Origin of the sequence: Pararhizobium sp. DWP3-4 (genome assembly GCF_049898205.1) — a bacterium.
GTDB lineage: Bacteria > Pseudomonadota > Alphaproteobacteria > Rhizobiales > Rhizobiaceae > Pararhizobium.
This window is the reverse complement of record NZ_JAFCXF010000002.1, coordinates 473,707-500,687: the sequence shown is the minus strand read 5'-3', so window position 1 is coordinate 500,687 and position 26,981 is coordinate 473,707. Positions and strand designations below refer to the sequence as shown.

Annotated in this window: 29 protein-coding genes; 23 read left to right on the top strand and 6 right to left on the bottom strand. The window is 59.0% G+C overall.

Going from position 1 to position 26,981, the window contains the following annotated elements; translation table 11 throughout:
* Positions 1–21: 21 nt before the first annotated feature.
* The 4 genes from ACP7E6_RS07585 to visR all read left to right on the top strand — a co-directional run bounded on the left by ACP7E6_RS07585 (position 22) and on the right by visR (position 5,074).
* On the top strand, positions 22–627 hold the full coding sequence (locus ACP7E6_RS07585) for a general stress protein (protein WP_426229106.1): 606 nt from the start codon (positions 22–24) through the stop codon (positions 625–627).
* Between the two features lie 331 nt (positions 628–958).
* A complete protein-coding gene (gene fliF, locus ACP7E6_RS07580) occupies positions 959–2,647 on the top strand; it encodes a flagellar basal-body MS-ring/collar protein FliF (RefSeq protein ID WP_426229105.1) in 1,689 nt (562 codons plus the stop codon).
* A gap of 929 nt (positions 2,648–3,576) precedes the next feature.
* Positions 3,577–4,317 (top strand): transcriptional regulator VisN, encoded by a 741-nt coding sequence (visN, locus tag ACP7E6_RS07575; RefSeq protein WP_426229104.1) that lies wholly within the window; start codon positions 3,577–3,579, stop codon positions 4,315–4,317.
* A gap of 10 nt (positions 4,318–4,327) precedes the next feature.
* Positions 4,328–5,074, top strand: coding sequence for a transcriptional regulator VisR (visR, locus tag ACP7E6_RS07570; RefSeq protein ID WP_426229103.1), 747 nt, complete (start codon positions 4,328–4,330; stop codon positions 5,072–5,074).
* Between the two features lie 46 nt (positions 5,075–5,120).
* On the opposite strand, the gene ACP7E6_RS07565 is transcribed toward visR, so the two are convergent.
* The 6 genes from ACP7E6_RS07565 to motA form a co-directional block, all read right to left on the bottom strand.
* Positions 5,121–5,561, bottom strand: a complete 441-nt coding sequence (locus ACP7E6_RS07565; RefSeq protein WP_426229102.1) for a hypothetical protein — start codon at positions 5,559–5,561, stop codon at positions 5,121–5,123.
* A 5-nt stretch (positions 5,562–5,566) separates the two neighbouring features.
* Positions 5,567–6,643 (bottom strand): flagellar biosynthesis protein FlhB, encoded by a 1,077-nt coding sequence (gene flhB, locus ACP7E6_RS07560; RefSeq protein WP_426229101.1) that lies wholly within the window; start codon positions 6,641–6,643, stop codon positions 5,567–5,569.
* 211 nt (positions 6,644–6,854) lie between these two features.
* Positions 6,855–7,886: a flagellar motor switch protein FliG gene (gene fliG / locus ACP7E6_RS07555; RefSeq protein ID WP_426229100.1), complete on the bottom strand. Its 1,032-nt coding sequence runs from the start codon at positions 7,884–7,886 to the stop codon at positions 6,855–6,857.
* A 130-nt stretch (positions 7,887–8,016) separates the two neighbouring features.
* On the bottom strand, positions 8,017–8,640 hold the full coding sequence (fliN, locus tag ACP7E6_RS07550; protein WP_426229099.1) for a flagellar motor switch protein FliN: 624 nt from the start codon (positions 8,638–8,640) through the stop codon (positions 8,017–8,019).
* Between the two features lie 60 nt (positions 8,641–8,700).
* On the bottom strand, positions 8,701–9,648 hold the full coding sequence (locus tag ACP7E6_RS07545) for a FliM/FliN family flagellar motor switch protein (protein ID WP_426229098.1): 948 nt from the start codon (positions 9,646–9,648) through the stop codon (positions 8,701–8,703).
* 4 nt (positions 9,649–9,652) lie between these two features.
* A complete protein-coding gene (gene motA, locus ACP7E6_RS07540) occupies positions 9,653–10,531 on the bottom strand; it encodes a flagellar motor stator protein MotA (protein WP_426229097.1) in 879 nt (292 codons plus the stop codon).
* Between the two features lie 183 nt (positions 10,532–10,714).
* On the opposite strand from motA, the gene ACP7E6_RS07535 reads away from it, so the two are divergent.
* The 19 genes from ACP7E6_RS07535 to ACP7E6_RS07445 all read left to right on the top strand — a co-directional run bounded on the left by ACP7E6_RS07535 (position 10,715) and on the right by ACP7E6_RS07445 (position 26,980).
* Positions 10,715–11,494, top strand: coding sequence for a DUF1217 domain-containing protein (locus ACP7E6_RS07535; RefSeq protein WP_426229096.1), 780 nt, complete (start codon positions 10,715–10,717; stop codon positions 11,492–11,494).
* Position 11,495: 1 nt separating this feature from the next.
* Positions 11,496–12,221 (top strand): flagellar basal-body rod protein FlgF, encoded by a 726-nt coding sequence (flgF, locus tag ACP7E6_RS07530; protein WP_426229095.1) that lies wholly within the window; start codon positions 11,496–11,498, stop codon positions 12,219–12,221.
* 78 nt (positions 12,222–12,299) lie between these two features.
* Complete coding sequence (gene fliI, locus ACP7E6_RS07525; protein WP_426229094.1) at positions 12,300–13,694, top strand: flagellar protein export ATPase FliI; 1,395 nt, start codon at positions 12,300–12,302, stop codon at positions 13,692–13,694.
* Between the two features lie 3 nt (positions 13,695–13,697).
* Positions 13,698–14,237: a flagellar protein gene (locus ACP7E6_RS07520; RefSeq protein WP_426229093.1), complete on the top strand. Its 540-nt coding sequence runs from the start codon at positions 13,698–13,700 to the stop codon at positions 14,235–14,237.
* A 246-nt stretch (positions 14,238–14,483) separates the two neighbouring features.
* A complete protein-coding gene (flgB, locus tag ACP7E6_RS07515; RefSeq protein WP_426229092.1) occupies positions 14,484–14,864 on the top strand; it encodes a flagellar basal body rod protein FlgB in 381 nt (126 codons plus the stop codon).
* A 5-nt stretch (positions 14,865–14,869) separates the two neighbouring features.
* Entirely contained in the window at positions 14,870–15,289 is a 420-nt protein-coding gene (flgC, locus tag ACP7E6_RS07510; RefSeq protein ID WP_426229091.1) for a flagellar basal body rod protein FlgC, read from the top strand.
* Positions 15,289–15,624, top strand: coding sequence for a flagellar hook-basal body complex protein FliE (locus ACP7E6_RS07505; RefSeq protein ID WP_426229090.1), 336 nt, complete (start codon positions 15,289–15,291; stop codon positions 15,622–15,624). Before flgC ends, ACP7E6_RS07505 begins: the two co-directional genes overlap by 1 nt.
* 12 nt (positions 15,625–15,636) lie before the next feature.
* On the top strand, positions 15,637–16,425 hold the full coding sequence (gene flgG / locus ACP7E6_RS07500; protein ID WP_426229089.1) for a flagellar basal-body rod protein FlgG: 789 nt from the start codon (positions 15,637–15,639) through the stop codon (positions 16,423–16,425).
* 17 nt (positions 16,426–16,442) lie between these two features.
* Entirely contained in the window at positions 16,443–16,964 is a 522-nt protein-coding gene (gene flgA, locus ACP7E6_RS07495) for a flagellar basal body P-ring formation chaperone FlgA (protein WP_426229088.1), read from the top strand.
* The gene (locus ACP7E6_RS07490; protein ID WP_426229087.1) at positions 16,961–18,076 is read left to right on the top strand and encodes a flagellar basal body P-ring protein FlgI; all 1,116 of its coding nucleotides are present in this window, start codon (positions 16,961–16,963) and stop codon (positions 18,074–18,076) included. Before flgA ends, ACP7E6_RS07490 begins: the two co-directional genes overlap by 4 nt.
* A 47-nt stretch (positions 18,077–18,123) precedes the next feature.
* Entirely contained in the window at positions 18,124–18,618 is a 495-nt protein-coding gene (locus tag ACP7E6_RS07485) for a MotE family protein (RefSeq protein ID WP_426229438.1), read from the top strand.
* The gene (gene flgH, locus ACP7E6_RS07480) at positions 18,615–19,325 is read left to right on the top strand and encodes a flagellar basal body L-ring protein FlgH (RefSeq protein WP_426123754.1); all 711 of its coding nucleotides are present in this window, start codon (positions 18,615–18,617) and stop codon (positions 19,323–19,325) included. The genes ACP7E6_RS07485 and flgH overlap by 4 nt, the downstream gene beginning before the upstream one ends.
* Before the next feature lie 94 nt (positions 19,326–19,419).
* On the top strand, positions 19,420–19,965 hold the full coding sequence (locus ACP7E6_RS07475; protein WP_426229086.1) for a flagellar basal body-associated FliL family protein: 546 nt from the start codon (positions 19,420–19,422) through the stop codon (positions 19,963–19,965).
* A 7-nt stretch (positions 19,966–19,972) separates the two neighbouring features.
* Entirely contained in the window at positions 19,973–20,710 is a 738-nt protein-coding gene (fliP, locus tag ACP7E6_RS07470) for a flagellar type III secretion system pore protein FliP (RefSeq protein ID WP_113245438.1), read from the top strand.
* Positions 20,711–21,031: 321 nt separating this feature from the next.
* Complete coding sequence (locus tag ACP7E6_RS07465) at positions 21,032–21,994, top strand: flagellin (RefSeq protein WP_426229085.1); 963 nt, start codon at positions 21,032–21,034, stop codon at positions 21,992–21,994.
* A gap of 276 nt (positions 21,995–22,270) precedes the next feature.
* The gene (locus ACP7E6_RS07460; protein WP_426229084.1) at positions 22,271–23,233 is read left to right on the top strand and encodes a flagellin; all 963 of its coding nucleotides are present in this window, start codon (positions 22,271–22,273) and stop codon (positions 23,231–23,233) included.
* A 337-nt stretch (positions 23,234–23,570) separates the two neighbouring features.
* Positions 23,571–24,536 carry a flagellin gene (locus ACP7E6_RS07455; RefSeq protein ID WP_426229083.1) on the top strand — a complete coding sequence of 322 codons (966 nt, stop codon included), beginning with the start codon at positions 23,571–23,573 and terminating at the stop codon, positions 24,534–24,536.
* Between the two features lie 567 nt (positions 24,537–25,103).
* The gene (locus ACP7E6_RS07450; RefSeq protein ID WP_426229082.1) at positions 25,104–25,760 is read left to right on the top strand and encodes a hypothetical protein; all 657 of its coding nucleotides are present in this window, start codon (positions 25,104–25,106) and stop codon (positions 25,758–25,760) included.
* Entirely contained in the window at positions 25,757–26,980 is a 1,224-nt protein-coding gene (locus ACP7E6_RS07445; protein WP_426229081.1) for a MotB family protein, read from the top strand. Before ACP7E6_RS07450 ends, ACP7E6_RS07445 begins: the two co-directional genes overlap by 4 nt.
* Position 26,981: the final 1 nt, after the last annotated feature.

The following is a 26,981-nucleotide window of genomic DNA, read 5'->3' as shown; positions in this document are numbered from 1 at the left end:
ACAACATCAAGGAGAAACACCATGACAAAGACCGTTACAGGACTTTTCGACCAATATGCTGACGCGAGCGCCGCTGTTGACCAGCTGAAGGCCGCCGGTATTTCAGACAATGACATCAGCATCGTTTCCAACAACGCCGATGGCCGTCACAGGGGTGACAACGATGTTGCCGAAGACGCTGGCACTGGCGCCGGCATCGGCGCAGCCGTCGGCGGCGTTGGAGGCCTGCTGACAGGACTCGGCATTATGGCAATTCCCGGTGTCGGTCCGGTTGTGGCCGCAGGCTGGTTGGCTGCAACGGCTGCTGGCGCTGTTGCTGGCGCCGTGGTCGGCGGAGCTACCGGTGGTATTATCGGTGCGCTGACGGATTCCGGCGTCGATGAGCGCGATGCGCATGTCTATGCTGAAGGTGTCCGCCGTGGCGGAACGCTGGTAACGGCGAAGGTTGATGATGCGCGCGCCGCCGAGGCTGAAGCGATCCTGAAGCGCTCGAACTGGGTTGATCTCCCCGCCCGCCGGACGGCATACGAAGGCCAGGGCTGGAACGGTTTTGACGATACATCGAAGCCTTATACCCAGGCTGAAATCGATGCGGACCGCGCCCGTTATCCAGGCCGTGTTTTGTAATCTGACATCATCGTGATCGAAAACTGCCCGGAGCCGTCGAAAGACGGCTCCGTTTTGCACTGAGTTTGGAGCCGTCGAAAGACGGCTCCGTTCTGCATGGAGTTCCGCAATGGAACGTGCTGCCTGCTTTCCAGACGTTCGGGCGTTCCAAGACAAGTTCGCGCAAGTTTCGTTTCCTAGTGTGCCAATCGGGACTGGTAGATTTACGCGTGATTTGACGAATCCATAAGCGCCGGATCGACCCAGAAACCCAAATGTTTGGATCTGCGCATGTTCACTCCCCAGGCGATGTTGTCTGAACGGAACATGCGCCACTGGGTGCGGAAACAGAATGAATCTGTTGGATCAACTTTCGACGGTCACGAAAAACCTGGCCAGCCTGGGGCAGGGTAAACTCATTGCGCTGATCTCAGCCGGTGTCGTCGCGGTAGCGATCGTTCTGGCGGCCGCGCTCTTCGTCAATAAACCTTCCTACGAAACGCTGTATGTGGGGTTGGAAAGCAACGACCTCAACCAGGTGAGCGTCGCCCTTGCCGAAGCCAATATCAATTTCGAGGTGGGGGCCGATGGGGCGAGCGTTCAGGTTCCGGTGGGCATGACGGGCAAGGCGCGGCTGTATCTGGCTGAACGCGGACTGCCCAACAGCGCCAATGCCGGCTACGAACTCTTCGACAATGTCGGTTCGCTCGGCCTCACCTCCTTCATGCAGGAAGTCACCCGCGTCCGCGCCCTCGAAGGTGAGATCGCGCGCACCATCCAGCAGATTTCCGGAATTTCCGCCGCCCGCATCCACATCGTCATGGCCGACCGCGGCAGCTTCAGAAAAGCCGAACAAAACCCGACAGCCTCGGTGATGATCCGCGCCAGCGCCAATATCGGCCGCAACGCTGCAGCCTCGATCCGCCATCTGGTGGCTTCGTCGGTTCCGGGCCTCGGCATCGACGACGTGACCATCCTCGATTCCACCGGCCAGCTTCTGGCCTCCGGTGATGATCCCGCCAACAGCGCCATGAACCAGTCGCTTGGCATCATCCAGAATGTTCAACGAGAAGTCGAAAACAATATCGACAAGGCTCTGACGCCTTTCCTCGGCATGGACAACTTTCGTGCCAGTGTCACCGCCAAGCTGAACACCGACACCCAGCAGATCCAGGAAACGGTGTTCGATCCGGAATCGCGCGTCGAGCGGTCAACCCGGGTCACCAAGGAAGAGCAGAAATCCAGCCAGCAACAGGCCGATAATGCGGCGACCGTTCAGCAGAACGTTCCGCAAGCGGCGCCGACAGGCGGTGCGGCCGGACCTCAGTCGAACGACCAGACCGAGAAGAAGGAAGAGCAGACCAACTACGAGATCAACTCGAAGACCGTCGCCACCGTCAAGAGCAGCTATACGCTGGAGAAGCTCTCCGTCGCCGTCGTGGTCAACCGCGGCCGGGTCGCCGCGATGATCGGCGAAGGTGCCGACCATGCAAAGATCGACGCCTATATCCAGGACATGCAGAAAATCGTCGCCTCCGCCGTTGGCCTCGACCCGGCGCGCGGCGACATGATCACCCTGACGGCCATGGATTTCGTCAACACGCAGCTGCTCGATGAAGCGGTCGCTGGCCCCGGCATCATGGAAACGCTGACCCGCAATCTCGGCGGTATCATCAACGCGCTTGCCTTCGTCACTGTGGCCGTCGTGGTCGTCTGGATGGGAATGCGTCCTCTGGCCCGCTCGATGGGTCTGGGTGGCCCGGGCGTAGCTCTCAACGACAACGAGCCTGTCAGCCTGGAATTGCCGGACTTCTCGCCTGCCGCAAACGGCGGTGCAGGCGGGGCTCTGATGGAAGGCTTCGGATCCGACTTCGGCTTCGACAGCACCGACGACCTGCTCAGCCTGGGCGACGACAGCGAGGGCGGCTTCAACCGGCGCGTCAAGGAAGGCCCGGAACGCAGGCTTGCCCGCATGGTCGAAATCAGCGAAGAGCGCGCCGCCAAGATCCTGCGAAAATGGGTCGCCGAAAAAGCAGCCTGAGACCCAAAGCGTTCTCCTGCCTCAGACCAAGCACTGCGAAAACCCGCCACCGGCGGGTTTTCCGTATGGAAATTTCGACGGCTTCACTGAAGCCGCCAGATCAGCGCGAGCGTGCCCCGGGATGCGCACCCAAAATTGCACGGGGCTCCTGGGTGTCGAGTGTGCGGCAGGCAATAGGTTTTCCGCGGAAAAGCTAGAATTCCTGCCGTTTTCTGTATTGCCTCGCCGCCTGAGGACGGTTGCAAGAATCGCGTCCGGCTCGAACGATGTAACCGGGGCAGTCCGAGATTCGTTATATTTAACAAATCGTTAATTTTTCTCTGGGGAAAACCGGGTTTGTCTGCCGCAATAGGTGCGGCAGCGTAGGTATTGATTCCGGCTGACAGTAATAATTCCGGTAGAACCAAATATTACGTTGGATTTGCGTCGGCAATTGCTTTGGTTTCCGTTCTGTTCTCAAATTTAAACGATGGGGTTTTGATGATGTATTTTCGCAACAATGTCCAAAACAAATAAGAAAATCAAAACTTGAAAAAAGGGGTCGATTCAATCGGCGCTGGTTTGTTTTGTTGTTTTAGCATCCCATCGCACGATCAGCGCCGCCGCTTTGACGACAACAGGGTGGGTTCCCCATCCGCTATTCTTCGAAAAAGTTAATTATTACAATTGCCTAAAATGCGGCGGCTTTCGCTCTGAAGGGCGATCGCCTATTTTTCTGCGTGCAGCTGAGCGAATCGATTCATGGATTCTTGAAAAAGTAAATCCCGATAAGGGGGCAGTAGTTTTTCGCAAGGGGCGATGTACATTTTATGTAGTGATTCGCGTACTGATTCGCGTGTGTCGAAGAATGCGGACGCTTCGATACGGTTGCCGGCGGCGGCGAAAACGCTTGATTGAGCACGGGGCGAATCCATCACGGGGGTAATGTCATGGATGCTCTACAAACAGAAGGTGCCACTTGGCCATTGCCAGGGGCGGTCGGGCGCGGTGTTGGACGGGGTTCTTCCAAAGAGCAGCTCATTCGCAGGCTTGGCGAATTTGCCGAGCGCGGCAATCTGAACAAGGGACTTGCGGCCCTGACGGACTATGTGGGAGCAACCCACTATCTCCTCGCGCGCTATGATTTGTCCCAGGACGAAGGCCTTGATTTTGTCGTATGCTCGGACTGGCCGTTCGATGTCGTCAAGCGCCTCGGCAAGGTGATGTCGCAACTCCACTCCAAGACCAACGAGATGGAAAAATGCCTGTCGGTCATGCAGCCGGTGTTCATGAGTCTTCCCGACGACATCGACATCAGCCGCGGCATCAGCCGGGAATACTGCGCGATAACCTTCAATGTCGGACGCGCCCGGTTGTCGCTGATGCTGCTCTTTCCGCAGGACGTGATCCTGTCGCAGGAAAGCCTGAGGGATGTCGGTCTGCTGACCGGTTATTTCGCCAGCTTCACCACCGAACGCGGCGCGCGCACGGACCGTGATTTTGAATTGACGGACCGCGAACTCGAATGCCTGTTCTGGATCGCCGAGGGCAAGACCAGCGACGAGATCGCGGTCATCCTCGGCATCTCGCGAAACACGATCAACAACTACATCACCAGCGTGATGCGCAAGACGGCGACGAAGACCCGCTCCGAGGCCATCGCCTATGCCGTTCGCAACAATCTCGTCTAGGAGGACGGTCATGACCTATTTCCTCCCACATGCGCGCACAGGTGACGACGCCAAGGCCGGCAGGCTGCAGGCGAGGGCGTCGAAGGCGGCAACGCTGGTGGCGCGGCTGCAGGCGATGCAGAAACAGATCAACGCCAAGAATTTCGCCGTTCTGCGGCTGAATGGAAACGGTCTCCCGGCAACACGCAAGCTAAGTTGCGTCCTCGACAATTGGGGTGTCGAGAGCGAAGCGATGGCGCATGAACTGGTGTCTGCCTACGGCGCCGAGATGCTGGTGCATCTGGATGCGTCGCTGCTGCCAATGCTGTGGAACGGCATGGGCGAGCACCAGGCGGCGGAGACACCGGACTTTGCCGGTTTCACCCAGCGTCTTCCCGCCCGCGTCCTGCCCTATTCCGGGATTGCCCTGCCGGTCAGGCTGGGCGCCCAGGGCAACGGCTATGTTCTCTTCATGGGCAGCTACATCGATCTGTCGAGCGAGGTGATCATCGACCTACACGGACGCAGCTGCCAGATCATGACTGATCTTCTGGCCGCCGACGAACGGCGCATGCTTCCGTCGGAATCGCTGAGCGACCGTGAAATCGGCTGCCTGCAGATGGCTGGCGACGGGTATATCAGCGAAGAGATCGCCGAGAAGATGGGACTGTCGGTGCATACGGTCAACGCCTATCTCGGGGCCGCGACAACCAAGCTGGATTCGGTCAACAGAATCCAGGCGATCGCCAAGGCCATTCGGCTCGGTTATATCAGCTGATCGTGATTTTCAGGCCGTCATGGCCCGGTATCCCGTATCCGGAAACTCAGCTCGCCAGAGCGGTCGGATAGGATTTGACGAATTTCGCCGCGTTCAGGCTCTGGGCCAGGAACGCCGTATTCTCGTCCGGATCGCTGGACGGGCTTTGAAATGCGATATGGTTGATTTCCAGGCCGGCTGAGTCCTTGCCCAGAGCCAGCTGCGCATAGACCGTGACGCCATCCGGCTTCAATTCGAGATCAAGGGTGATCTCCGGCTCCGTTCCCCAGTCCAGAGAGTAGTTGCCGCCGATACCGAAGTTGACGGTCCCTGGAAGAAAATAGAGCTCGGCGGCCGATGACACCAGGTCCGACAGGCTCCCGTGCGATTCAAAACGCAGCATCGCGATAAAGTCGGCGGCATCGATCAAGCGCAATTCCGTCGCAACAGGACGGATCGCGTCGGCTACAATTTTCTCGCGTTGTTCCGAATATTCGCATTTTTTCATTGGGATCACGTCATCCGTTTCGGCTGCGTTGCATAGATCCGGTGAATCAGTTCGGCGACTGCCTTATAAAACACCGGTGGAATCACACTATCCACCGAGACTTGCGCAAACATTGAGCGTGCGAGAGGCGGGTCTTCGAAAACCGGAATGCCATTTTGCTCGGCGATCTCGCGAATCTTCAGCGCGACGAGGTCCTGCCCCTTGGCAACGACGACCGGCGCATCGCCTTCCTCGCGGACATAACGCAGCGCAACGGCATAGTGCGTCGGGTTTGCGATGACGAGCGTGGCACGCGGCACCGAGGTAATCATGCGCCTGCGCGCCCTGTCGCGGGCAATCGAACGAAGTCTTGCACGGATGATCGGGTCGCCCTGGGATTGCTTCAGCTCCTCCTTGACCTCCTGCTTCGTCATCCTCAGTTCGGTGTACCAGTGATGCCGTGTCCAGAAGAAATCGGCGATGGCAATGACGGCCGTCGAGATCAGGATGACGATCATGATCTTGTTGAAATCCTTCGACATCGTCGAAAAGATCGTCAAAGGGTCCGAGAACATCGAATCGAGCGTCGCATAATAGTCGTTCCACAGTGTCAGCACGATGATCAGCGAGACGACCGCAACCTTGGCAAAGGCCTTGGCGAATTCGACGATACCTTGGATCCCGTAGATCCGCTTGAACCCGCCGATCGGCGAAATCCGGTTCATCTTCGGTGCGACACGGTCGAGCACCGGGCTCGGTAGGTTCTGGAGAATGGAGGAACCGATCCCGAACACGATCAAAAGCACGAAAAAGGGAATGAGCAAGGTGCCGGCCTTCGAGAAGAGGTGCGTTATCAGCGCAACCACATCCGTCGATGTATTGATACGCCAAGCCTCCGGCTGCTCGAAAATATCCTTCAGCGATTCAGCCACGGTGGCGAAGCCCTGCGGCAGGAAGAAAACGACAAAGATATAGATGGCGACGACCGAGGCGAACATGGTGACCTCGCGCGAGAAGGGCGTGTTGCCCTTCTCCATGGCGTCGGTCATTTTTTTCTCGGTCGGCGATTCTGTTTTACTGTCTTTGTCCTGATCGTCCGACATCGGATGAAGACCTCTTGCGTCTGGCTGCAGCAGTGCTTGCTGTCAAAACTGTTGTGAGCCGGGGCAGGAGGGCATGCAAGGAAGATATGCGCGGGAAACCAACGCTTCACAGAAAGTAGACGGTGCGGGCAAGCGCCCAGCAAAAAGCCCTCCAACCGCGATCGGTTGGAGGGCTTTTGTATCCGTTCGGGAGCGAAGCGGCAGGGCGCGGTTAGGCCGCCACGGCTTCCTTTTCCTTCAGTTCGATCTGGCCGCTGGCGGCAAGGCGAATGGCTTCCTGCGTGATCGAGCGGCGGGCAATGGCGATATCGCGCGGATTGATGCCGACGTCGCCGGCCGCAAGGTCCGATTCGATCATGCGCCGCTGGCGCGCGCCGATGGAGGCGAGGACGGATTCGCGCAGTTCCATGCCGGATCCGCGCAGCGCCATGGTGATGATGTCGCCCGATACGTCGTTGAACAGCTGAACGCGGCTGCGCTGCGGCATGTAGAGAACGTCGTCGAAGAGGAAGATCTTCGGGCGAACCTTTTTGACCGATTCGGTGCTGAGGGTTTCGAGCGATGCAAGCAGCGTGTCGACCTGGCTCTTCTCCAGCTCGTTCATGACCTCGGCGATCTTGATCGACCCGATCGAGTTCTTTTCGGCGTCCATCTCGCGCATCATTTCGACCACGCGGGCCTCGATGATCTGGGCGGCCTTGGGGCTGACGGTCTTCATGTTGACGGCGCGGTTGATGATGTCGGCGCGGCTGCTTTCCGGTAGCTGCAGCAGGACCTTCGCACCGAAGGTCGATGGCATCATCGACAGGACATAGGCGATTGTCTGCGGATGTTCCTTGCCCAGGCTCTGGGCGACGAAAGCCGGGTCGGAATCCTGCAGGCGGTCCCAGATATTGGCTTCATACGCGGCAAAGGCGGTGCGGCGGCCGAGCAGGCCGTCGACTTCATCCGGCGTCAGGCCTTCCTCGAGAATGCCTTCGATGGCCTTGGCATTGTCCATCAGGCCGGCGCCTTCGGTGAACAGGTCCTCGAACTCGTTCACCAGGATTTCCAGTTCGTGGGGCGGGATCGAGCGGAGTGATTGCGCGGAGGCGATGATGCCCTGCAATTCGCTCTGCGTGAAGAATTTCAACAACTTGCCGGCTATTGGCTTGCCCATTGCAAGGAGAACAGCAGCGGCCTTATCCATCTGGGTAAGTGGCCTGGTGGGCGCCGAAGCCTCGAAATTGTCGAAATCCATCATGGATTGATCCTCATGACCCTCCTGCATAATTCCTTAAATCGGAATCGATTATGGAAAAATTATGCAGTAAATTAAAAGTGTTACAGCGACCTTTGCGCGTCATGAGAGACGCGCGGCGCTGTAACCGGGTTCAAACTTTACTGGTACCCTTGATTTCGATGAGTTTTACACCGAAACGTGTTTCGTCTTCGTCGAGAACGGTGATTTCGCCACGACCGATAACCCGGCCGTTGACGACGATTTCCACCGGCTCGCCAATTCTGCGATCAAGCGCGATCGTCGCGCCTTCCGTCAGGTTCATCAGGCCGGAGACCTGCATGCGGCTGGTGCCGAGAACAATCTGGACGTCGATCGGGATGTCCATGATCAGGTCGAGATTGGCCGTCATGCCGCTGCCGGGTTCACCAGTCGGCTGGTCTTCGAACGTGTCGCCACCGAATGCTTTTCCGCCGAAGGAACCGGCGTCGAAGGCAGGTGCTGCCGAAGCCTCCGCCAGATCGGCAAAGCTGTTGCTGGCGCCGAAATCGCCGCCGAAGCTGCTGAGATCGGTTTCGGCTGAAAATGTGCTGCCGAAATCCGATGTTTCGCCGGTGGCTGGTGCAGCCGCGAAATCCATGCCGAAATCGTTTTCCAGCCCGGTTCCGGTGGCATCGCTTTGCAGGACGCCACGCAGATCGTCGATGGCCTGATCGAGTTCGGCATCGCCGCCGCTCAGGATCGCCTGGTCTTCTATTGGTGCTTTCTTCGGTGCCATGTGCAAACTATTCCAGTTGAAACTTGCCCCAACCATGTTGCCGGGTAAGGCAGGGGCTTTTTAACTCATCAGGTGGTGGAGAATGTCGCTCTCCGAACCGTGGGTGTCCTTGATCCGCACCGTGTATCTCGCGCCGGACCGGCCGAATTCGCAAATATAGAGGTCGCGGCCGTTGGCATTGATCTCGACACGAACGTCCTTGGCGTCCTGGAACGGAATGACATCGCCGGGCTGCAGGCGGCTGATGCTGTCCAGCGTCAGGCTCTGCAGCTTGATGCGCGCTTCCAGGCTCACCGTCGAACGGCGGACCTGCTGTTCGAGCTGTTCGCCCCATGCGCCCTTGGCCTTGCGGCCCTGGCCGATGCCTTTGGGGAACACGACGGCCGTTTTCAAAAGGGTCTGCTGTGGAACGATGATCGAGAAGGTCGAAAGAACGGGGCCGAGGCCCATCGTCACGTTGATGCAGGCGGCGTAAACGTCGGCGACCTCCGGGTCTGCCGCCGGCCGCTGGCTGGCATTGTAGGGACGCCCAACCACCGGCTCGAAGCTTCCGGCAACGGTGACCGCCGATTTCAGCACGTCGGCGACCTTTTCGAAGATCATTGTCGCAACATCGAGCTCGATGTTCGACAGCGAACGGGGCTTCGGTTCCTCGATGGCGTTTGCCGGGGCGCCGAGCAGGATTTCCATCAGCGTGATGATCACCGGACTGTCGCAGCTGATGACGAAATCGGGGCACCAGTTGCGCAGCGACGTATCGCACAGGGCGACGCCATTGCCGAGACTGGCGATCAGTTCGCTCTTCAGGCCGGTATCGAAGCCGGCATAACCGATCTCGATGTCGAGACCGGTCTCGTTCTGGAAAATGTCGGGCAGGAACTCGGCAAAGACGTGGCCGAGATCGCTGCACAGCTTGCTGATCGTCTTGGTGTCGCCGAGCGCGCCGGTCATCCGGGCGAGCAGCTTGCGGTCGAAGGTGTAGACGTTGTTGTTGGTCGCTGAGGTCATCGGATCAAGCCGCCTTGCTTTCGCCGCCGCCACCGGGGTTCATCATCTCCTGCTCGACCGCGTCGATCGACGGACGCTCGTAAGCCGAGATGGTCTTGCGGCCGTATTCGAGCGCAACCTGGGGCACAGAGCCGTTCATGTAGGCCAGCAGCGTCTGCTTGACGATGATGTAGAGGCGGTTCTGCTTGTCGCGGACGGCCTTGATATTGGCGATGACCGGGCTGGCGATACAGTAGGACAGGAAGATGCCGAGCATGGTGCCGACGAGGGCGGCTGCGATCTTGCCGCCCAGCACTTCCGGCGATTCGGAGATGGCGCCCATCGCCTTGATGACGCCGAGAACGGCGGCGACGATGCCGATGGCCGGGAAGGCGTCGCTCATGGTCGTCAGCGCATGATAGGGCTTCATCTTGTCGTGGGTGATCGTGTTGATTTCCTCGTCCATCAGCGCCTCGATCTCGTGGGAGCGGGCGTTACCGATGATGATGAGGCGGACATAGTCACAGATGAAGGCCGTCAGTTCCTTGTTCTTCAGAACCGTCGGGGCCGACTGGAAGATCGAGGATTCATCCGGGTTGTCGATGTGGCTTTCGATCTCGTTGCGCGACTTGGTGCGCAGGTCGCGCATCAGGCTGTAGAGAACCCCCAGCGTGTCGAGATAATTGCGCTCTTTCGGAACCTTGTGGGTGAAGGCCTCGGCGAGTGCCTTGCCGGTATCTTTCAACACCTTCATCGAATTGGCCATGATGTAGCCGCCGATGCCGGCGCCGCCGATGATGACAAGTTCGAAGGGCTGGTTCAGGACCTCCATATGGCCGCCCATGGCAATGAAGCCGCCGAGGATACAGCCCAATGTCAAGAGGAGCCCGATGATGATGTTCATTTCGATACCTGCCGCAATGGTGGATTTTCGACGGTATGGTTAGGCTGCCAGCCTTGCGTGAGGCTGGCTGTCGGCCACATTTGAAGGCGTTGCGGGGAAACAGGTTCGCGCAAGCAACAGCGGTCAGATTTCCGTTCAATCGGCGCGCGATGCGTCATTTTAATGGATGAACGGGGACGTGTCGTGACGACGACTTACACCAGCTACCAGATGATAGCAGGCAACCTCAGCAAGTCGCTGGAGCGGGTGTCCGAGCAGCCGGATGTGGCGCGCGAAACCGAGTATTACCTCGCCAACATCGGCAACGTCAAAACCATCGATGACTTCTTCGCCGATACGCGGCTTTACAATTACGCGATCAAGGCGCACGGCCTCGAAGACATGGGCTATGCCAAGGCGTTCATGCGCAAGGTGCTGACCGAGGGAGTGGACAAGGACGACTCGTTTGCCAAGCAGCTGACCGACAGCCGCTATTCGGGTCTGGTGGAATCACTGAATTTTGCCCGCAACGGCACGGCGGCAACGTCTTTCGACAAGGCCCAGAAGGGCGTCGCCGACAAATACATGCGCCAGACGCTGGAACAGACGGCAGGCGAAGACAATGCCGGCGTTCGCCTGGCGCTCTATTTCGAACGGACGGCACCGACCGTCACAAGCGCCTTCGGACTATTGGCTGATGATGCCCTGGCGCAGGTCGCCCGTACTTTGCTGCAAATGCCCGACGAGTTTGCCGCTGCCGATATCGACAAGCAGGCGGCAGCGATCGACAAGGCAATCGACATCAAAGACTTCAAGGATCCGGCCAAGCTGTCGAAACTGCTCGAACGGTTCACCGCTCTTTGGGAACTCGGCAATTCTTCGGACCCTTATGATCCGCTCGCCGTCTTCGGCTCATCCAGCGGCTATGGCATTTCCTCCGATCTCCTCCTTTCCATCAATACGCTGAAACTCGGGGGACGCTGAAATGCAGACCGGTCTCTATGTTGCCGTCTCCTCGCAGATGGCGCTTGAAAAACGCATGAATACGCTGGCCGATAACGTCGCCAATTCCAGCACCGTCGGCTTCCGCTCGACGGAAGTGAAATTCAACCAGATACTTGGTGACACGCGTCCGACGAAGGTATCGTTCGTTTCAGAGGGGAAGGAATTCCTCAACACCAACAATGGCGGTTTGAACCGGACGGGCAACCAGCTGGACTTCGCCATCAAGGGGGATGCCTGGTTCCAGATCGATACGCCCGGCGGCACGGCTCTGACCCGGGACGGCCGTTTTACCATAACGGAAACGGGCGATCTGGTCACGCTGCGCGGATATCCGGTGCTGGACGCTGGCGGTGCGCCGATCCAGCTCAATTCCCAAGCCAGCGACATCAAGGTTGGTGCCGATGGCTCCGTCCAGCAGGATGGGGCGCAGGTCGCATCGCTCGGGCTGTATGAAGCCAATTTCAGCAATGGCTTTTCCCGCTACGACAACAGCGCCGTCATTCCAAGCTCCCCCCCGGAGCCGGTCGTCGATCGCTTCGACGTCGGCGTGATGCAGGGTTATGTCGAGGAATCCAACGTCAATCCGGTTCAGGAAATGTCGCAACTGATCATGGTGTCGCGCGCCTTCGAAAACATTACGGCTTTGATGCGCGACAGCGAAACGTCGATGAGTGAAGCAATCAAGACACTCGGCGGCAGCAAGTAGCATCCTTGATTCTCGACAGGATTAAAGCCACGCCCCGGCGCACTTTTGCGACGATGCGAGCAGACGGCAGGAACCGGCATGCAGAACGACAAACTCCAGATCAGCAATTCGTCGACGTCGCTTGCAGCACTCGGGGGCCTCGTCGGGCGCTATTCCAATCCGGAATTCTCGATCGCACCGGGTGGTCACGTCCAGTCGATTTCGGCGGGTTACTATACCGTGACCGGCCTTTCCCGGCATGTCCGCCTCGGCGACTTCGTCGCGCACAAGAGTTCAACCGGCGTTCACCTCGGTGAGGTCGTCAAGGTCGAACAGGAGATCGTGGTGGTGTGCCCGATCGAACCGGGCGATCCGATCGGTATCCATGACACGGTGATCCGCAAGGGCGCCTTCCGCATTGCCCCGACCGAATCCTGGTGTGGCCGTACGATCAATTCACTCGGCGAACCCATCGACGGTCGTGGCCCGCTGCTGCAGGGTGATATCCGCCGGCCGATCTCCAACACGGCACCGCCGTCGATGACCCGCAAGCGGGTCGAGCATGGCTTCCGCACCGGCGTGCGGGCGATCGATATCTTTTCCCCGCTCTGCCTTGGCCAGCGTCTCGGCGTCTTCGCCGGTTCCGGCGTCGGCAAGTCGACACTGCTGTCGATGCTGGCGCGTGCCGATGCCTTCGACAAGGTTGTCATCGCGCTGGTGGGTGAACGTGGCCGTGAAGTGCGCGAATTCATCGAGGATACGCTTGGCGAAAACCTGTCCAAGTCGGTGGCCGTGGTTGCGACCAGCGATGAAAGTCCGATGCTGCGCAAGATGGCGCCGCTGACGGCCGTGACGATTGCCGAGCACTACCGCGATCAGGGCGACAACGTGCTGCTGATCGTCGACAGCGTCACCCGTTTTGCCCATGCCATCCGCGAGGTTGCCACCGCTTCGGGCGAGCCGCCGATCGCGCGCGGCTATCCCGCTTCGGTCTTCACCGAGCTGCCAAGGCTGCTGGAACGCGCCGGTCCGGGGGCCGAAGGGGCAGGGACGATCACCGCGATCATCTCCATTCTCGTCGACGGCGACAATCACAACGACCCGATTGCAGACTCGACCCGCGGTATTCTCGACGGTCATATCGTCATGGACCGCAGCCTTGCCGAGGAAGGCCGCTATCCGCCGGTCAATCCGCTGGCTTCGGTGTCGCGTCTGGCGCGAAAAGCCTGGACGCCGGATCAGGAAAAGCTTGTCGGGCGCCTGAAATCGCTGATCCACCGTTTCGAGGAAACCCGCGATCTTCGTCTGATCGGCGGTTACCGGCCGGGCAGCGATCCGGATCTGGACATGGCGATCAAGCAGGTCCCCGTCATCTACGAGATTTTGAAGCAGACACCCGGCGAGCGGCCGGCCTTCGACGCGTTCACCGACCTTGCCAATGCGCTGAAGGCGGCAGCCAACGGCGGCCAGGCCGGAAACATGCGGAGGGGATGAGCCATGACTGATTATGATGCCGATGAAGTCGTCCCGCAGCGCAAGTATGGCGAGCGCACACCCCTGATCGACAAGGCGCTCGGAGCAACAGGCGTTGTCCTTGCGGCGATAGCCACATTTTTCCCCTGGTATGCCTTCCTGCATCAGGACAAATTCTCGATGCCGACGCTGTGGCAGGGCAATATGCGCGACGTGCCAGGCCGCGAGGGCACGGGCGGTTCCGCCTCACCGACGGCCATGATGGAGCGCGATGCCGCGACCCAGTCGGCCATCGACCAACTGACGACGGCCACGGTTCCGAATGCGCAGGGGCTGAAGAAGCCCGGCGTCCAGGACGATCTGGAGCAACCGTTTCCATCCGCCACCGGCTTCAAGCTGATGCATGTCGCCAACGGCCGCGCTCTGATCGAAGACAGCAGCGGCATGTATATTGTCCGCATCGGCTCCGCCCTTCCCGACAATAGCCGTCTTGCCACATTGGAACAACGCGACGGGCGCTGGGTGATGATCACCTCCAAGGGCGACATTTATCAGGCTGACTGATCCGGCTGTCCTTCATCGAACATTGCCGTTCGCTCCGGCCCCATGAATGGGAAGGGGCTATGGACCCGGACCCCTGTGCAGAACGGCTCTGCCGTTCCCGGCTTTTCCGGTGGCACAGCCCATGGCATTGCCAAAATGCATCACGCCGCAAAGCCCGCATCTGCCGCGTTTCCGATATGCCGTCCAATTCAGTCCCACGCAAGATTGCGTGCCTAGGTTCTCCAGCAACAAGCATGGAGTCGCATGATGCAACCTATACAGCTTTTCGATCTCGCGTCCCGGCAGGCGCAATGGCTGGCAGTCCGCCAGAACGTCGTCGCCGGGAACATCGCCAACGCCAATACCCCGCATTATGCAGCCAAGGACGTCAAGCCGTTCGAAAGCGTGATGCAGCAAACCGGCTTCCAGATGGCGTCCACCAACCCAGCGCACTTTACCGATGGTAGCAGCGCCGCGCAGGTGACGGAAACCAGCATGCTGGACGATGCCGAGGTCCAGCAGTCGGGCAACAGCGTCCGGCTGGAAAAGGAATTGATGAAGACCGGTGAGATCAAGCGCGACTACGAGCTCAATGCCGGGCTGGTAAAGGCGTTTCACCGGATGATGCTCATGACGGTACGGAAATAACGGCCATGGATCCTCTTGTCTCAGCTCTCAAGGTTTCGGCCTCCGGTCTCGAAGCGGAATCGACGCGCCTGCGCATCGTTTCGGAAAATATTGCCAACGCACGCTCCAGCGGCGACGCGCCGGGCACCGACCCCTATCGCCGCAAGACGGTCAGTTTTGCAGCGGAAGTCGATCGCGCCAGTGGCGCATCGACGGTCGAGGTTCAGCGTCTGGGAACAGACGATTCCGACTTCTCCGTCGAATTCGATCCGGGTAACCCGGCGGCTGATGCCAAGGGCATGGTCAAGATGCCGAACGTCAACGTGATGATCGAAATGGCCGACATGCGGGAAGCAAACCGTTCCTACGAGGCCAATCTCCAGACCACGAAGCAGGCACGTGACCTGATCTCCGCAACAATCGACCTTCTCAGGGCATCGCAATAATGATCGACGCAATCAAAACCATCAGTGCGGCAATTTCAACCGTCAAGGACGCCACCTCCACGTCATCAGCCTCGTCCGCCCAGAGCATTCTCGGTGGCGCGGCCACGGCCGGCAAGTCTCAGAGCTTTGCCGAAGTCATGGGCAACATGGCGACCGAGATGACCAACGGTCTGAGGCAGTCGGAAGTCAATTCGATCCAGGGCATTCGCGGCGAAGCCAATACCCGCGAAGTCATCGATTCCGTCATGAATGCCGAGCAGTCGCTGCAAACCGCCATCGCCATCCGGGACAAGGTCGTCAGTGCCTATCTCGAAATCGCACGCATGCCGATCTAAAGGAAAAATGTAATGAAGGCTCTTTCGATCGCCGCGACAGGCATGAACGCCCAGCAGCTGAACCTGGAAGTGATCGCGAACAATATCGCGAACATCAACACCACCGGCTACAAGCGCGCGCGGGCGGAGTTCTCCGACCTTCTCTACCAGACCGAACGCGCCCAAGGCGTGCCGAACCGCGCCAACCAGGCGATCGTTCCGGAAGGTGCCATGATCGGCCTCGGTGTGCAGACCTCCGCCGTCCGCAACCTGCATCTGCAGGGCAGCCTGATCAGCACCGGCAACAATCTGGACATGGCGCTGATCGGCCGCGGTTGGTTCCAGATCGAGACGCCGGACGGCGAAACGGCCTATACGCGCGCCGGTGCGTTCAACACCAATGCCGATGGCCAGCTCGTGACCATCGATGGCTACACGGTCGTGCCGGAGATCACCGTGCCGCAGAACGCCAGCGAGGTCACCGTCAGCGCCTCGGGTGAGGTCTCGGTGCGTGTCGGCAACGACACCGTCCCCACCGTGCTAGGCCAGCTGACGATTGCCAACTTCGTCAACGAGGCAGGTCTTGAGCCGCAGGGGGACAATCTCTTCAAGCAGACGCCGGCGTCCGGCGAGGCGGTCATCGGCACTCCGGCCGATCCGGGTTATGCACAGATCAAGCAGAAATACCTCGAAGCGTCGAACGTCGATCCGGTCAAGGAAATCACCGACCTGATCTCGGCTCAGCGCGCCTATGAAATGAATTCCAAGATCATCCAGGCCGCCGACGAAATGGCTGCGACGGTCAGCAAGAACCTGAGATAAAAGAGGGATTGGCAAACATGACGTTTCGCCGGACTGTCAATGTGCTGCTATTGAAAGCTGCCACTCCCCGCGGAGGTTTGCTTCTGCGGGCGTTGGCCGTCGCTGGGGCCATGGGCGCCGGGTTGGTGCTTCCAGCCCATGCCCTGGCCGAAAAGCGCATGGCTGTCATTCCGACCCAGACGATCTATCCGGGCGAGGTCATCGATGCCAATCGGCTGGAGGAGGTCGAGGTGACCAATCCAGCTCTGGCCGGCGACTATGCGGTCTCGACGGAACAGGTGACCGGCAAGGTGACCAGCCGCACCCTGCTGCAAGGGCGCGTCATCCTCGTCTCGGCATTGCGCGAACCCTATGCGGTCGAGCGCGGCAAGGCGGTCCGGATCGTCTTTACCAACGGCCCCCTGACGATCACAGCCGGCGGAGCCCCGCTGGAAAATGCCGCAGTCGGCGATCTGATCCGGGTGCGCAACACCGATTCAGGCATCATCGTCTCCGGAACGGTGATGGATGACGGTACAATTCACGTGGTGGCAAAATGATCTTTCGTTTCGGCAAATGGTGCCTGGCAATTGCTGCCGTGCTTTCGATGACGATCGCGCCGGCACAGGCCGCGTCGCGCATCAAGGATATCGCCTCGCTGCAGTCGGGACGCGAAAACCAGTTGATCGGCTATGGTCTGGTGGTCGGCCTTCAGGGCACCGGCGACAGTCTGCGCTCCGCACCGTTCACGGCGCAATCGCTGCGCGCCATGCTGCAGAACCTCGGGATCTCGACGCAGGACAACGAATCCCGTTCGAAGAACATTGCAGCGGTTCTGGTCACCGCCAACCTGCCGCCCTTTGCCAGCCCCGGCAGCCGCATCGACGTCACAGTCGGGTCGCTTGGCGATTCCACCTCGCTTCGCGGCGGTACGCTGGTGATGACCTCGCTGTCGGGTGCCGACGGACAGATCTATGCGGTCGCGCAGGGATCCGTCGTCGTCACCGGTTTCAGTGCGCAGGGGGATGCCGCATCGGTAACGCAAGGGATCACCACCTCCGGCCGCGTTCCGAACGGTGCGATCATCGAGCGTGAACTGCCGGCCAAGTTCAAGGATGGGTTCAATCTCGTTCTGCAGCTGAGAAATCCGGACTTTTCGACGGCTGTCGGCATGGCCGCGGCTATCAATCGCTACGGCAAGACCCAGTTTGGCGGCAGCATCGCCGAGGCGCGCGATTCCCAGGCGGTTGTCATCGACAAGCCGAAGATGGCCGATCTGTCCCGCCTGATGGCCGATATCGAAAACCTCGTCGTCGAGACCGATGTGCCCGCGCGCGTGGTCATCAACGAACGGACCGGCACGATCGTCATCGGACAGGATGTGCGGATCAACCAGGTCGCCGTCAGTTATGGAACATTGACGGTTCAGGTAACCGAGACGCCGACCGTCGTGCAGCCGGAGCCGTTCTCGCGGGGTCGTACCGAGATCGAACCGAATACGACAATCCAGGCGTCCGAGGATGGCGGAACCGTCGCGATCCTCGATGGTTCCAACCTGCGCTCTCTGGTCTCGGGCCTCAATAGTATAGGGGTGAAACCGGACGGCATCATTTCCATTCTCCAGGGCATCAAGACAGCCGGCGCCCTTCAGGCGGAGCTTGTCTTGCAATGATGACATATCGTCCTCCCAGCGCTTCCAACGGCCTGCGCCGCCGTCTGATGTTGATCGCCGCCGGCTGCACCATGTTGGCCATACCCGGCGCCTTTGCCCAAGAGGTCGCTGCGCCGGCTGTGGGCATCCCGGCCAACGGCAATGAGATCCAGCAGTTCTGCACCAATATCGCCGACGCAGCGCGTGACCAGCGGTATCTTCTGCAGAAGAAAGACCTTGAGAAGCTGCAGTTCGATATCGACGAACGTATCGCGACGCTGGAAAAGCGCCGCGCCGAATACGAGGACTGGCTGAAGCGCCGCAACGATTTTCTCAAACAGGCCCAGATCGGCCTGGTCGGAATCTACAAGACCATGAAGGCGGATGCGGCGGCAGCCAAGCTGGAGCTTGTCAACCCCGGTGTCGCCGCGGCGATCCTCATGCAGCTTCCGCCGCGCCAATCGAGCCTGATTCTCAGCGAAATGAGCAATGAAAAGGCGGCGGTTGTCACCAATGTCATTTCCAGCGCCACAGACCCGGACACATCGAAGGAACCGTCATGAGATATCCGATTTCGGTTCTTCTCGCCGCCAGCCTGCTGTCGGGATGCCAGAACCAGACCTTCAACGAGATCGGCAGGGCTCCGGCCATGAGCCCGATCGGCAGCGGGCTGCAATACGCCCAGACGCCGCAGATGGCGATGTATCCGAAGGAACCGCGCCAGGTCATGAACGGCTATTCGCTCTGGAGCGACAATCAGTCAGCCCTATTCAAGGATGCCCGCGCGCTGAAAGTCGGCGATATCCTGACCGTCGATATCCGTATCGACGACAAGGCATCGTTCGACAACAAGACGGACCGCAGCCGCACCAATGACAGCGGGTTCAAGATTGGCGCGAACGGCCAATCGGAATCGAGCGATTTCGGCTGGAAGGGCGGGCTGGACTACGGCTCGAACACCAAGTCCAAGGGCGAGGGTACGACCGAGCGCTCCGAAAAGCTCGTCTTGCTGGTGGCAGCCGTCGTCACCGGCGTGCTCGAAAACGGCAATCTGCTGATCAGCGGTTCCCAGGAGGTCCGGGTCAATCACGAAATCCGTATTCTCAACGTCGCGGGTATCGTCAGGCCTTACGACGTCGATGCGAAGAACATGATTTCCTACGAGAAAATCGCCGAGGCGCGCATCTCCTACGGTGGACGTGGCCGGTTGACCGAAGTCCAGCAGCCACCATGGGGCCAGCAGGTCATGGATATCGTGTCGCCGATCTGACGGATCGGCAGCAAATTTAAAGTGCTACAGGGACCTTTGCGCGTCGTGAATGACGCGCGGCGCTGTATCGGCCAACTCTTGATGGATTTTGAAGATGGAAGATGCCGATCTCGCCAATGGCGGTCCGAAAAAGTCATCGCCGGTCGTCATGATCGCGGCGCTTGCGGTCCTGACCTTGATCGCAGGCGGCGGCGGCTGGCTAGTCGGCGGCATGCTGGCACCCAAACCTCTCAGCACCGAGGAAGCCAGGATCGTCGAGGAAGCCAAGGCAGCAGTCGCCCTGAAAAATGCTGGCCTGAAACCAGAAGGTGAGGCTGGCAAGAAAGACGAAGGGTTGCCGAAAATCGCAACCGAAGCCAACGGCGTCGTGCAGCTCGATGCGATCACCACCAACCTTGCCTATCCGACCGAAAACTGGATCAGGCTTGAAGTTGCTCTTCTTTTCAAGGGCGCCCCGGATGTGGCTATGGCAGAGCAGATCCATCAGGATATCGCCGCTTATCTGAAGACCGTATCATTGCAGCAGATCCAGGGACCGCGCGGATTTCAATATCTCAAGGATGACATCGAAGAACGGGTTGACCTGCGCTCCGAAGGGCGCGTAACCAATGTCATCTTCAGGACATTTGTTATTCAATGATTCGCTCATGATCCGGACTATCGCATTCATAGCCGCCATGCTGGCGATGTCGGGTATCGCGGGAGCGCAAGGCTTTCCCGCCGATATCCTCAACACGCCCATCGACGGCTCGGTGGCGTCCTGGATCATCCGCACATTCGGCCTTTTGACCGTCCTGTCGGTCGCCCCTGGCATTCTCATCATGGTGACGAGCTTTCCGCGCTTCGTCATCGCTTTTGCGATCCTGCGCACCGGCATGGGGCTCGCCACGACGCCGTCCAATATGATCATGGTCAGCCTCGCGCTGTTCATGACCTTCTATGTCATGGCGCCGACCTTCGACCGGGCTTGGCAGAACGGCGTCAATCCGCTCCTGCAGAACCAGATCAACGAAACGGAGGCGATGACACGCATTGCCGAACCGTTCCGGGAATTCATGCTTGCCAATACCCGCGATAAGGACCTGCAGCTGTTCATCGACATCGCCAAGGAGAAGGGACAGACGGTCGTCGTCGGCGACAGGGTCGATTTGCGTGCTGTCGTGCCGGCGTTCATGATTTCAGAGATCAGGCGCGGGTTTGAGATCGGCTTCCTGATCATGCTGCCGTTCCTGGTGATCGACCTGATCGTCGCGACGATCACAATGGCGATGGGCATGATGATGCTGCCGCCCACATCCATTTCGCTGCCGTTCAAGATCCTCTTCTTCGTCCTTATCGACGGCTGGAACCTGTTGGTCGGCAGCCTAGTGCGATCTTTCAACTGATCCCGCCGTCGTGGTTAACGTTCCGTCTCTTTTTCGACACGGACGTATCGCGCAGAAATTTTCTAAGTCGTTGAATTATAATGATAATTATTGAGGCTCTGCGATGCCGGTCGCGTGTCGCGGCGGGCCGCGACACGTGCATATTCGCAGGGCATTTAAACATATCGCAATGTTTGCCTGCGACATTACCCTCACATAACGGATTTGGATTTCCTGACCAATCAGGAGCCGAGTGGCATGATGCCGAGCCGTTATCACCGGTAAGTATTTTAGTCCGGTATGTCCCCACTCTTGTATTTTGTATCCAGAGGGACAACCCCAATGACAAGCATCCTGACAAACTCTTCCGCAATGACTGCACTCGCGACGCTGCGCTCCATCAGCTCGGACATGGAATCGACCCAGGGTCGTATTTCGTCCGGCCTCAAGGTTGGTAACGCATCCGACAACGCTGCTTACTGGTCGATCGCTACGACCATGAAGTCGGACAACAAGGCTCTTTCCACGGTTCAGGACGCTCTCGGTCTCGGCGCTGCCAAGACGGACACAGCCTATACCGGTCTGAACGCTGCCATCGACGTCGTTTCCGAAATCAAGCAAAAGCTGGTTGCTGCCCGCGAGCCGGGCGTTGACAAGCTGAAGATCGACAAGGAACTGACCGAACTGAAGAACCAGCTGGTTTCGACGGCGCAGTCGGCTTCCTTCTCCGGTGAAAACTGGCTCTACAACGACACGGCCACTGCCGTCGGCACCAAGGAAATGGTCGGCTCGTTCACACGTGACGCTTCCGGCAACGTAGCTGTCGGCGTCCTGAAATTCGACGCTGCCACCTCTGTTCTGATCGACACCAAGACGGCTTCGAACGGCCAGCTGACCAAGGACATCACGGTCACCCAGCCGAGCGGCGCAACGACCACCACCGCCACCTACCGCCTGATCAACACAGCTGGTTCGACCGGCGCGACGGGCACGCAGATCACATTGACGGCATCCACCAGCGACGACAGCATCGAAGGCATGATCAGTGCCGTCGACAAGATGCTGACGAACCTGACGGACTCGGCTGCAACACTCGGTGCGACCAACAAGCGCATCTCGATGCAGGACGACTTCATGGCCGACCTGATGGACGTGATCGACAAGGGTGTCGGCCGTCTCGTCGATGCCGACATGAACGAAGAGTCGACCCGCCTCAAGGCTCTGCAGACACAGCAGCAGCTCGGCATCCAGGCTCTCTCGATCGCCAACTCGGACTCGCAGAACATCCTGTCGCTGTTCCGTTAATCGAAAACGGCGCGGGGCCGCCATCCCCCCCAAACGGCCGGTTCCGCGACCTATCGAAAACCGCACCTCGCAAGAGGTGCGGTTTTTTCTTTGCCACGAAAAAAAGTTTTCCTCCTTTAGGTTTTCTTTAACCATGTTGGTGTTTTCTATGGTCATCGAAACAGCGGGTTAACCAAGAAAATTAACGCGTTAACAGGCATGAAGCTGGCCGCTGTTTCCCGGTACTGACCGGAATGTCCCTTCCATTTCACCTGTTCAAAAGGGGCAGTAAATACCATGACAAGCATTCTCACCAATTCGGCTGCAATGGCAGCACTCTCGACCCTGCGTTCGATCAATTCCGGCATGGAAACGACGCAAGGCCGCGTGTCCTCGGGCCTGCGCGTCGAAACCGCTGCCGATAACGCTGCCTACTGGTCGATCGCTACGACCATGAAGTCGGACAACAAGGCTCTTTCCACGGTTCAGGACGCTCTCGGTCTCGGCGCTGCCAAGACAGACACAGCCTATACCGGTTTGAACGCAGCCATCGACGTCGTCTCCGAAATCAAGGCCAAACTGGTTGCCTCCCGCGAGCCGGGTGTTGACAAGCTGAAGATCGACAAGGAACTGACCGAGCTCAAGAACCAGCTGGTTTCGACGGCGCAGTCGGCTTCCTTCTCCGGTGAAAACTGGCTCTATAACGACTCGTCCACTGCCCTCGGCACCAAGGAAATGGTCGGTTCGTTCACACGTGACTCTTCCGGCAACGTTGCTGTCGGCGTCCTGAAATTCGACGCTGCCACCTCTGTTCTGATCGACACCAAGACGGCTTCGAACGGCCAGCTGACCAAGGATATCACGGTCACCCAGCCGAGCGGCGCAACGACCACCACCGCCACCTACCGCCTGATCAACACAGCTGGTTCGACCGGCGCGACGGGCACGCAGATCACATTGACAGCATCCACCAGCGACGACAGCATCGAAGGCATGATCAGTGCCGTCGACAAGATGCTGACGAACCTGACGGACTCGGCTGCAACGCTCGGTGCGACCAACAAGCGCATCTCGATGCAGGACGACTTCATGGCCGACCTGATGGACGTGATCGACAAGGGTGTCGGCCGTCTCGTCGATGCCGACATGAACGAAGAGTCGACCCGCCTCAAGGCTCTGCAGACACAGCAGCAGCTCGGCATCCAGGCTCTCTCGATCGCCAACTCCAACTCGGAAAACATTCTCTCGCTCTTCCGTTAATCGGAACAGGCAGGACGATAGCGCCGGCGGGTCAAATTCATCACCGATCCGCCGGATATTTCGCAAGCCGCGTCCCGCAAGGGGCGCGGTTTTTTCGTGCCTGCATGTCGGGCACCGCGGCCGTTAACGAAGTGGCAATTGAGTTTTATTTTCGTTCATTTTCATTACCGACTTGCTAACGCGCTTAATGATTTGTTAACCATGTGACTGTTAAGTGTTCGTTAAGAGCGATAGGCTGTCCTTGGGCTAAACATTGGGCAGTTTGCATGACGCTGGTCCCGTCGCTACCGGTTACGATCCGGAATGTTCCGTTTAATTTCGAACTGGGGCAATGACCATGACCAGCATCCTGACCAATTCCGCCGCTATGGCGGCTCTCCAGACATTGCGTTCGATCAACTCGAATATGGAAGAAGTACAAAACCGCATTTCGTCCGGCTACCGCGTCGAAACCGCAGCCGACAACGCCGCGTACTGGTCCATCGCGACCACCATGCGTTCGGACAATGCAGCCCTCTCGACCGTTCAGGACGCGCTCGGGCTGGGTGCGGCGAAGGTCGATACATCCTACGCCGGCATGAGTTCCGCGATCGACGTTGTCTCCGAGATCAAGGCCAAGCTCGTCGCCGCGCGCGAGCCGGGCGTGGACAAGACGAAGATCAACAAGGAACTGACCGAGCTCAAGAACCAGCTGGCGTCAGCAGCTGAATCCGCTTCGTTCTCGGGTGAAAACTGGCTGTACAATGACAGCACGACGCCTGCGGGCACAAAGTCTATCGTCGCGTCCTTTAACCGGTCGACCAACGGTACCGTGTCGGTCTCGACGCTGGACTATAACACGGCAGCGTCGATCCTGATCGATACGAAGAACGCTTCGCTCGGCCAGCTGACCAAGTCTGTTGGGGTCACCCAGCCAAATGGTGCGACGACTGCAACTGCAACCTACAAATTGCTTGCGTTTGCCGGCGCCACTGCGGCTGCAGGCAACCTCATAGAACTGACGGCCAGCACCAGCTACGATGATATCGAAGGCATGATCAAAGCCGTCGATGCCATTTTCAGTAACCTGACTGACTCCGCGTCGACGCTGGGTGCCATCACCAGCCGCATCGACATGCAGGAAAACTTCGTCGCCAACCTGATGGATGTGATCGACAAGGGCGTCGGCCGCCTGGTTGACGCCGACATGAACGAGGAATCGACCCGGTTGAAGGCGCTGCAGACGCAGCAGCAGCTCGGTATCCAGGCGCTCTCGATCGCCAATACCAATTCGGAAAACATCCTGCGCCTGTTCCAGCAATAAGCCCAGACGCGCCGGACCGGCGGGCATGAAACCGGTTCGCGCATCCTCTATCGCTCCCCTTTTGCGGGGCTGCGAACTCTTTTCCGCCAAGCCGCGGTCATCGGCAGGTGGAAACGGTTGGACCGCGCTCATTGCCCAAGCGCGGTCCAACACCTCATACCGAGGATCGATGACAGGAGCCTTATTCTAGCGGCTCCCGTCATCGATCCTCGGTGCTATACCGGTCTCGCATGCAGGAGACTTCCCACCGGGGCCGGATATATCTGTGACCTACATTTTCGCACAAGTTTGACCGGATAGTCTCCAACCGCAGCCATCCTCATCCGGGTTGCCAGCCGACATGATTGTCGTGCTGCCGTTGTATGCTGCCTGCAAGCCGGTCCTCCCGGCATCGGGCTGGTACGGATTGAAAATGTTCGGGCCGCGCGGCACTCTCGCTCCGCAGGGTCCTGAAGGAGACATTCCGGAAGTGTCACAGTCTTATGTTTTCAGGCTTGTTAGCCCAGTGCCGTCCGCAATCCAACGGGCGGCCGGCTTGACCGTGGTCCGGTTCACGGGAGGTTGCCGATGAGTGCGTCCATTTCCCGCTACCTCAAGGATTTCAGCGTTCCGAAAGTCGATCTGTCCCTGGTTCCACCACGGTATTTTCCGGACCTGGACGAAGATTTTCCGGCCAACGGTGCTTTTGCCATGAAGCCGCAGTCCCAGCCGCAAATCGACATTGACGTAGAGCGCCGCGATGCGTTCGCTCTGGGACGCAGTGAAGCGGAAAGCGAGCAGACAGCTCTTCATGACGCGGAAATTGCCGCGCTGAATACGCGCCATGCTGCCGAACTTGAGGCTATGCGTGTGCGCTGCGAAAATGAAATTGCCGCAATGATCTATGATCGCTTTTCCGATATGGGCTCGCAGCTTGTGACCATGCTGTCGGATCAGACGGCGCGGGCGCTGGCCCCTGTCATGGACGACGTGCTGTTGCAGAAATCCATCGCTGATCTTGCCCGGATGATCACGCTGTCGATCGGCTCCGGCGAAGGCGTCAAGATCACCGTGAAGGGACCCGTAGCGCTGTTCGAGGCGCTGAAACGTCATCTGAATGATGAAACCCTGATTTTCCGCCATCTGGAATCCGACGACATCGATCTCTCGGTCGAGTTCGGCGATTCCATTCTGGTGACGCGCATGGCCGCTTGGGCCGATACCGTTGGCAAGGTGCTGGCATGAGCGAGAACGACGGCCATCACCACGGCAAGAACGAAATCATCATCATCAAACGTCACAGTGGCGGCCACGACGGACATCACGGTGGTGCCTGGAAGATCGCCTATGCCGACTTCATGACGGCGATGATGGCATTCTTTCTCGTCATGTGGCTGATCAACGCGGCCAATCCGCAGACCAAGGCAGCGCTTGCATCCTATTTCAACCCCGTGCAGCTGACCGATGCAAAGCCATCCGAAAAGGGCGTCAAGCAGCCGGCCAAGGATGCCAAGGGTGAAGAGGACCAGATGAAGTCGAAGGTCGATGGCACCGAGACCAAGACCGGCGGTTCGGCGAAGAACGGTGACGACATGACTGCGACCTCCGGCGAGGAAACGCAGTATTCCGACGCCGACTTCTTCGAGAACCCCTATTCGGTAATGTCCGAAATCGTCAATGAAGTCGGCCGCAACGCCAATATCAGCGCCAAGGGTGATGGCGGCGCCTCGACGTCCGGACCTGCGACCGGCGCAGAGGGGGGCGAAGCCTATCGCGACCCGTTTGATCCGGATTTCTGGACGAAGCAGGTCGAACTGCAGAACGCGGAAAAGGGCGGTGACAGTCTTGAGGCGAAGGCCGGAGATGGTCCTGCAGACGCCGCCAAGGAAAAAGTCGTTGCTTCTGCAGATCAGTCCGAAGCGGCAAAGAAGGATGCGTCCGACAAGACGGAGATTGACCCGCCTGCAGCCTCCGGGAACGCAACTCCGGTCAAGTCCGGCGAAGATGCTGCCAAGGCTCTGAAAGCCGAAATCGAGAAGGAAATCGGCGGCTCGGCCGGCAAACTCTCCGAAGGGCTGCTGGTCACTCCGACCGAGGGCGGCCTTCTGGTAACGATCAGCGAGCAGGGCGATACGCCAATGTTCGGGCTGGGCTCGGCCGTGCCTGAAAAGGACATGGTTATCGCCATGGAGAAAATCGGCAAGCTTCTTTCTGCTCGCAGCGGCGCCATCGCCATTCGCGGCCATACCGATGGCCGTCCGTTCAAGAAGGGCGCCTACGATAACTGGCGGCTGTCGTCCGATCGCGCTCAGAGCGCCTATTACATGCTCATCCGCGGTGGCCTCGCCGAGAGCCGCGTCAGCCAGATCAGCGGCTTCGCCGACAAGCGTCTCCAGGATACGAAGGACCCGCTGGCGCCGGCCAATCGCCGCATTGAAATCCTGCTGCAGACGAACCAGGGCTGAT

Bases quoted from the DNA above. Each gene is read 5' to 3' on its own strand.
- fliI (WP_426229094.1), top strand. From the start codon at position 12,300: ATGCAGAACGACAAACTCCAGATCAGCAATTCGTCGACGTCGCTTGCA.
- fliP (WP_113245438.1), top strand. From the start codon at position 19,973: ATGATCCGGACTATCGCATTCATAGCCGCCATGCTGGCGATGTCGGGT.
- fliG (WP_426229100.1), bottom strand. From the start codon at position 7,886: ATGATGGATTTCGACAATTTCGAGGCTTCGGCGCCCACCAGGCCACTT.
- visR (WP_426229103.1), top strand. From the start codon at position 4,328: ATGACCTATTTCCTCCCACATGCGCGCACAGGTGACGACGCCAAGGCC.
- ACP7E6_RS07445 (WP_426229081.1), top strand. From the start codon at position 25,757: ATGAGCGAGAACGACGGCCATCACCACGGCAAGAACGAAATCATCATC.
- ACP7E6_RS07490 (WP_426229087.1), top strand. From the start codon at position 16,961: ATGATCTTTCGTTTCGGCAAATGGTGCCTGGCAATTGCTGCCGTGCTT.
- fliN (WP_426229099.1), bottom strand. From the start codon at position 8,640: ATGGCACCGAAGAAAGCACCAATAGAAGACCAGGCGATCCTGAGCGGC.
- ACP7E6_RS07475 (WP_426229086.1), top strand. From the start codon at position 19,420: ATGGAAGATGCCGATCTCGCCAATGGCGGTCCGAAAAAGTCATCGCCG.
- flgC (WP_426229091.1), top strand. From the start codon at position 14,870: ATGGATCCTCTTGTCTCAGCTCTCAAGGTTTCGGCCTCCGGTCTCGAA.
- ACP7E6_RS07520 (WP_426229093.1), top strand. From the start codon at position 13,698: ATGACTGATTATGATGCCGATGAAGTCGTCCCGCAGCGCAAGTATGGC.
- visN (WP_426229104.1), top strand. From the start codon at position 3,577: ATGGATGCTCTACAAACAGAAGGTGCCACTTGGCCATTGCCAGGGGCG.
- flgH (WP_426123754.1), top strand. From the start codon at position 18,615: ATGAGATATCCGATTTCGGTTCTTCTCGCCGCCAGCCTGCTGTCGGGA.
- ACP7E6_RS07460 (WP_426229084.1), top strand. From the start codon at position 22,271: ATGACAAGCATTCTCACCAATTCGGCTGCAATGGCAGCACTCTCGACC.
- flgA (WP_426229088.1), top strand. From the start codon at position 16,443: ATGACGTTTCGCCGGACTGTCAATGTGCTGCTATTGAAAGCTGCCACT.
- flgF (WP_426229095.1), top strand. From the start codon at position 11,496: ATGCAGACCGGTCTCTATGTTGCCGTCTCCTCGCAGATGGCGCTTGAA.
- ACP7E6_RS07505 (WP_426229090.1), top strand. From the start codon at position 15,289: ATGATCGACGCAATCAAAACCATCAGTGCGGCAATTTCAACCGTCAAG.
- motA (WP_426229097.1), bottom strand. From the start codon at position 10,531: ATGAACATCATCATCGGGCTCCTCTTGACATTGGGCTGTATCCTCGGC.
- ACP7E6_RS07545 (WP_426229098.1), bottom strand. From the start codon at position 9,648: ATGACCTCAGCGACCAACAACAACGTCTACACCTTCGACCGCAAGCTG.
- ACP7E6_RS07485 (WP_426229438.1), top strand. From the start codon at position 18,124: ATGTTGATCGCCGCCGGCTGCACCATGTTGGCCATACCCGGCGCCTTT.
- ACP7E6_RS07465 (WP_426229085.1), top strand. From the start codon at position 21,032: ATGACAAGCATCCTGACAAACTCTTCCGCAATGACTGCACTCGCGACG.
- ACP7E6_RS07585 (WP_426229106.1), top strand. From the start codon at position 22: ATGACAAAGACCGTTACAGGACTTTTCGACCAATATGCTGACGCGAGC.
- ACP7E6_RS07450 (WP_426229082.1), top strand. From the start codon at position 25,104: ATGAGTGCGTCCATTTCCCGCTACCTCAAGGATTTCAGCGTTCCGAAA.
- flgG (WP_426229089.1), top strand. From the start codon at position 15,637: ATGAAGGCTCTTTCGATCGCCGCGACAGGCATGAACGCCCAGCAGCTG.
- fliF (WP_426229105.1), top strand. From the start codon at position 959: ATGAATCTGTTGGATCAACTTTCGACGGTCACGAAAAACCTGGCCAGC.
- flgB (WP_426229092.1), top strand. From the start codon at position 14,484: ATGCAACCTATACAGCTTTTCGATCTCGCGTCCCGGCAGGCGCAATGG.
- ACP7E6_RS07565 (WP_426229102.1), bottom strand. From the start codon at position 5,561: ATGAAAAAATGCGAATATTCGGAACAACGCGAGAAAATTGTAGCCGAC.
- ACP7E6_RS07455 (WP_426229083.1), top strand. From the start codon at position 23,571: ATGACCAGCATCCTGACCAATTCCGCCGCTATGGCGGCTCTCCAGACA.
- flhB (WP_426229101.1), bottom strand. From the start codon at position 6,643: ATGTCGGACGATCAGGACAAAGACAGTAAAACAGAATCGCCGACCGAG.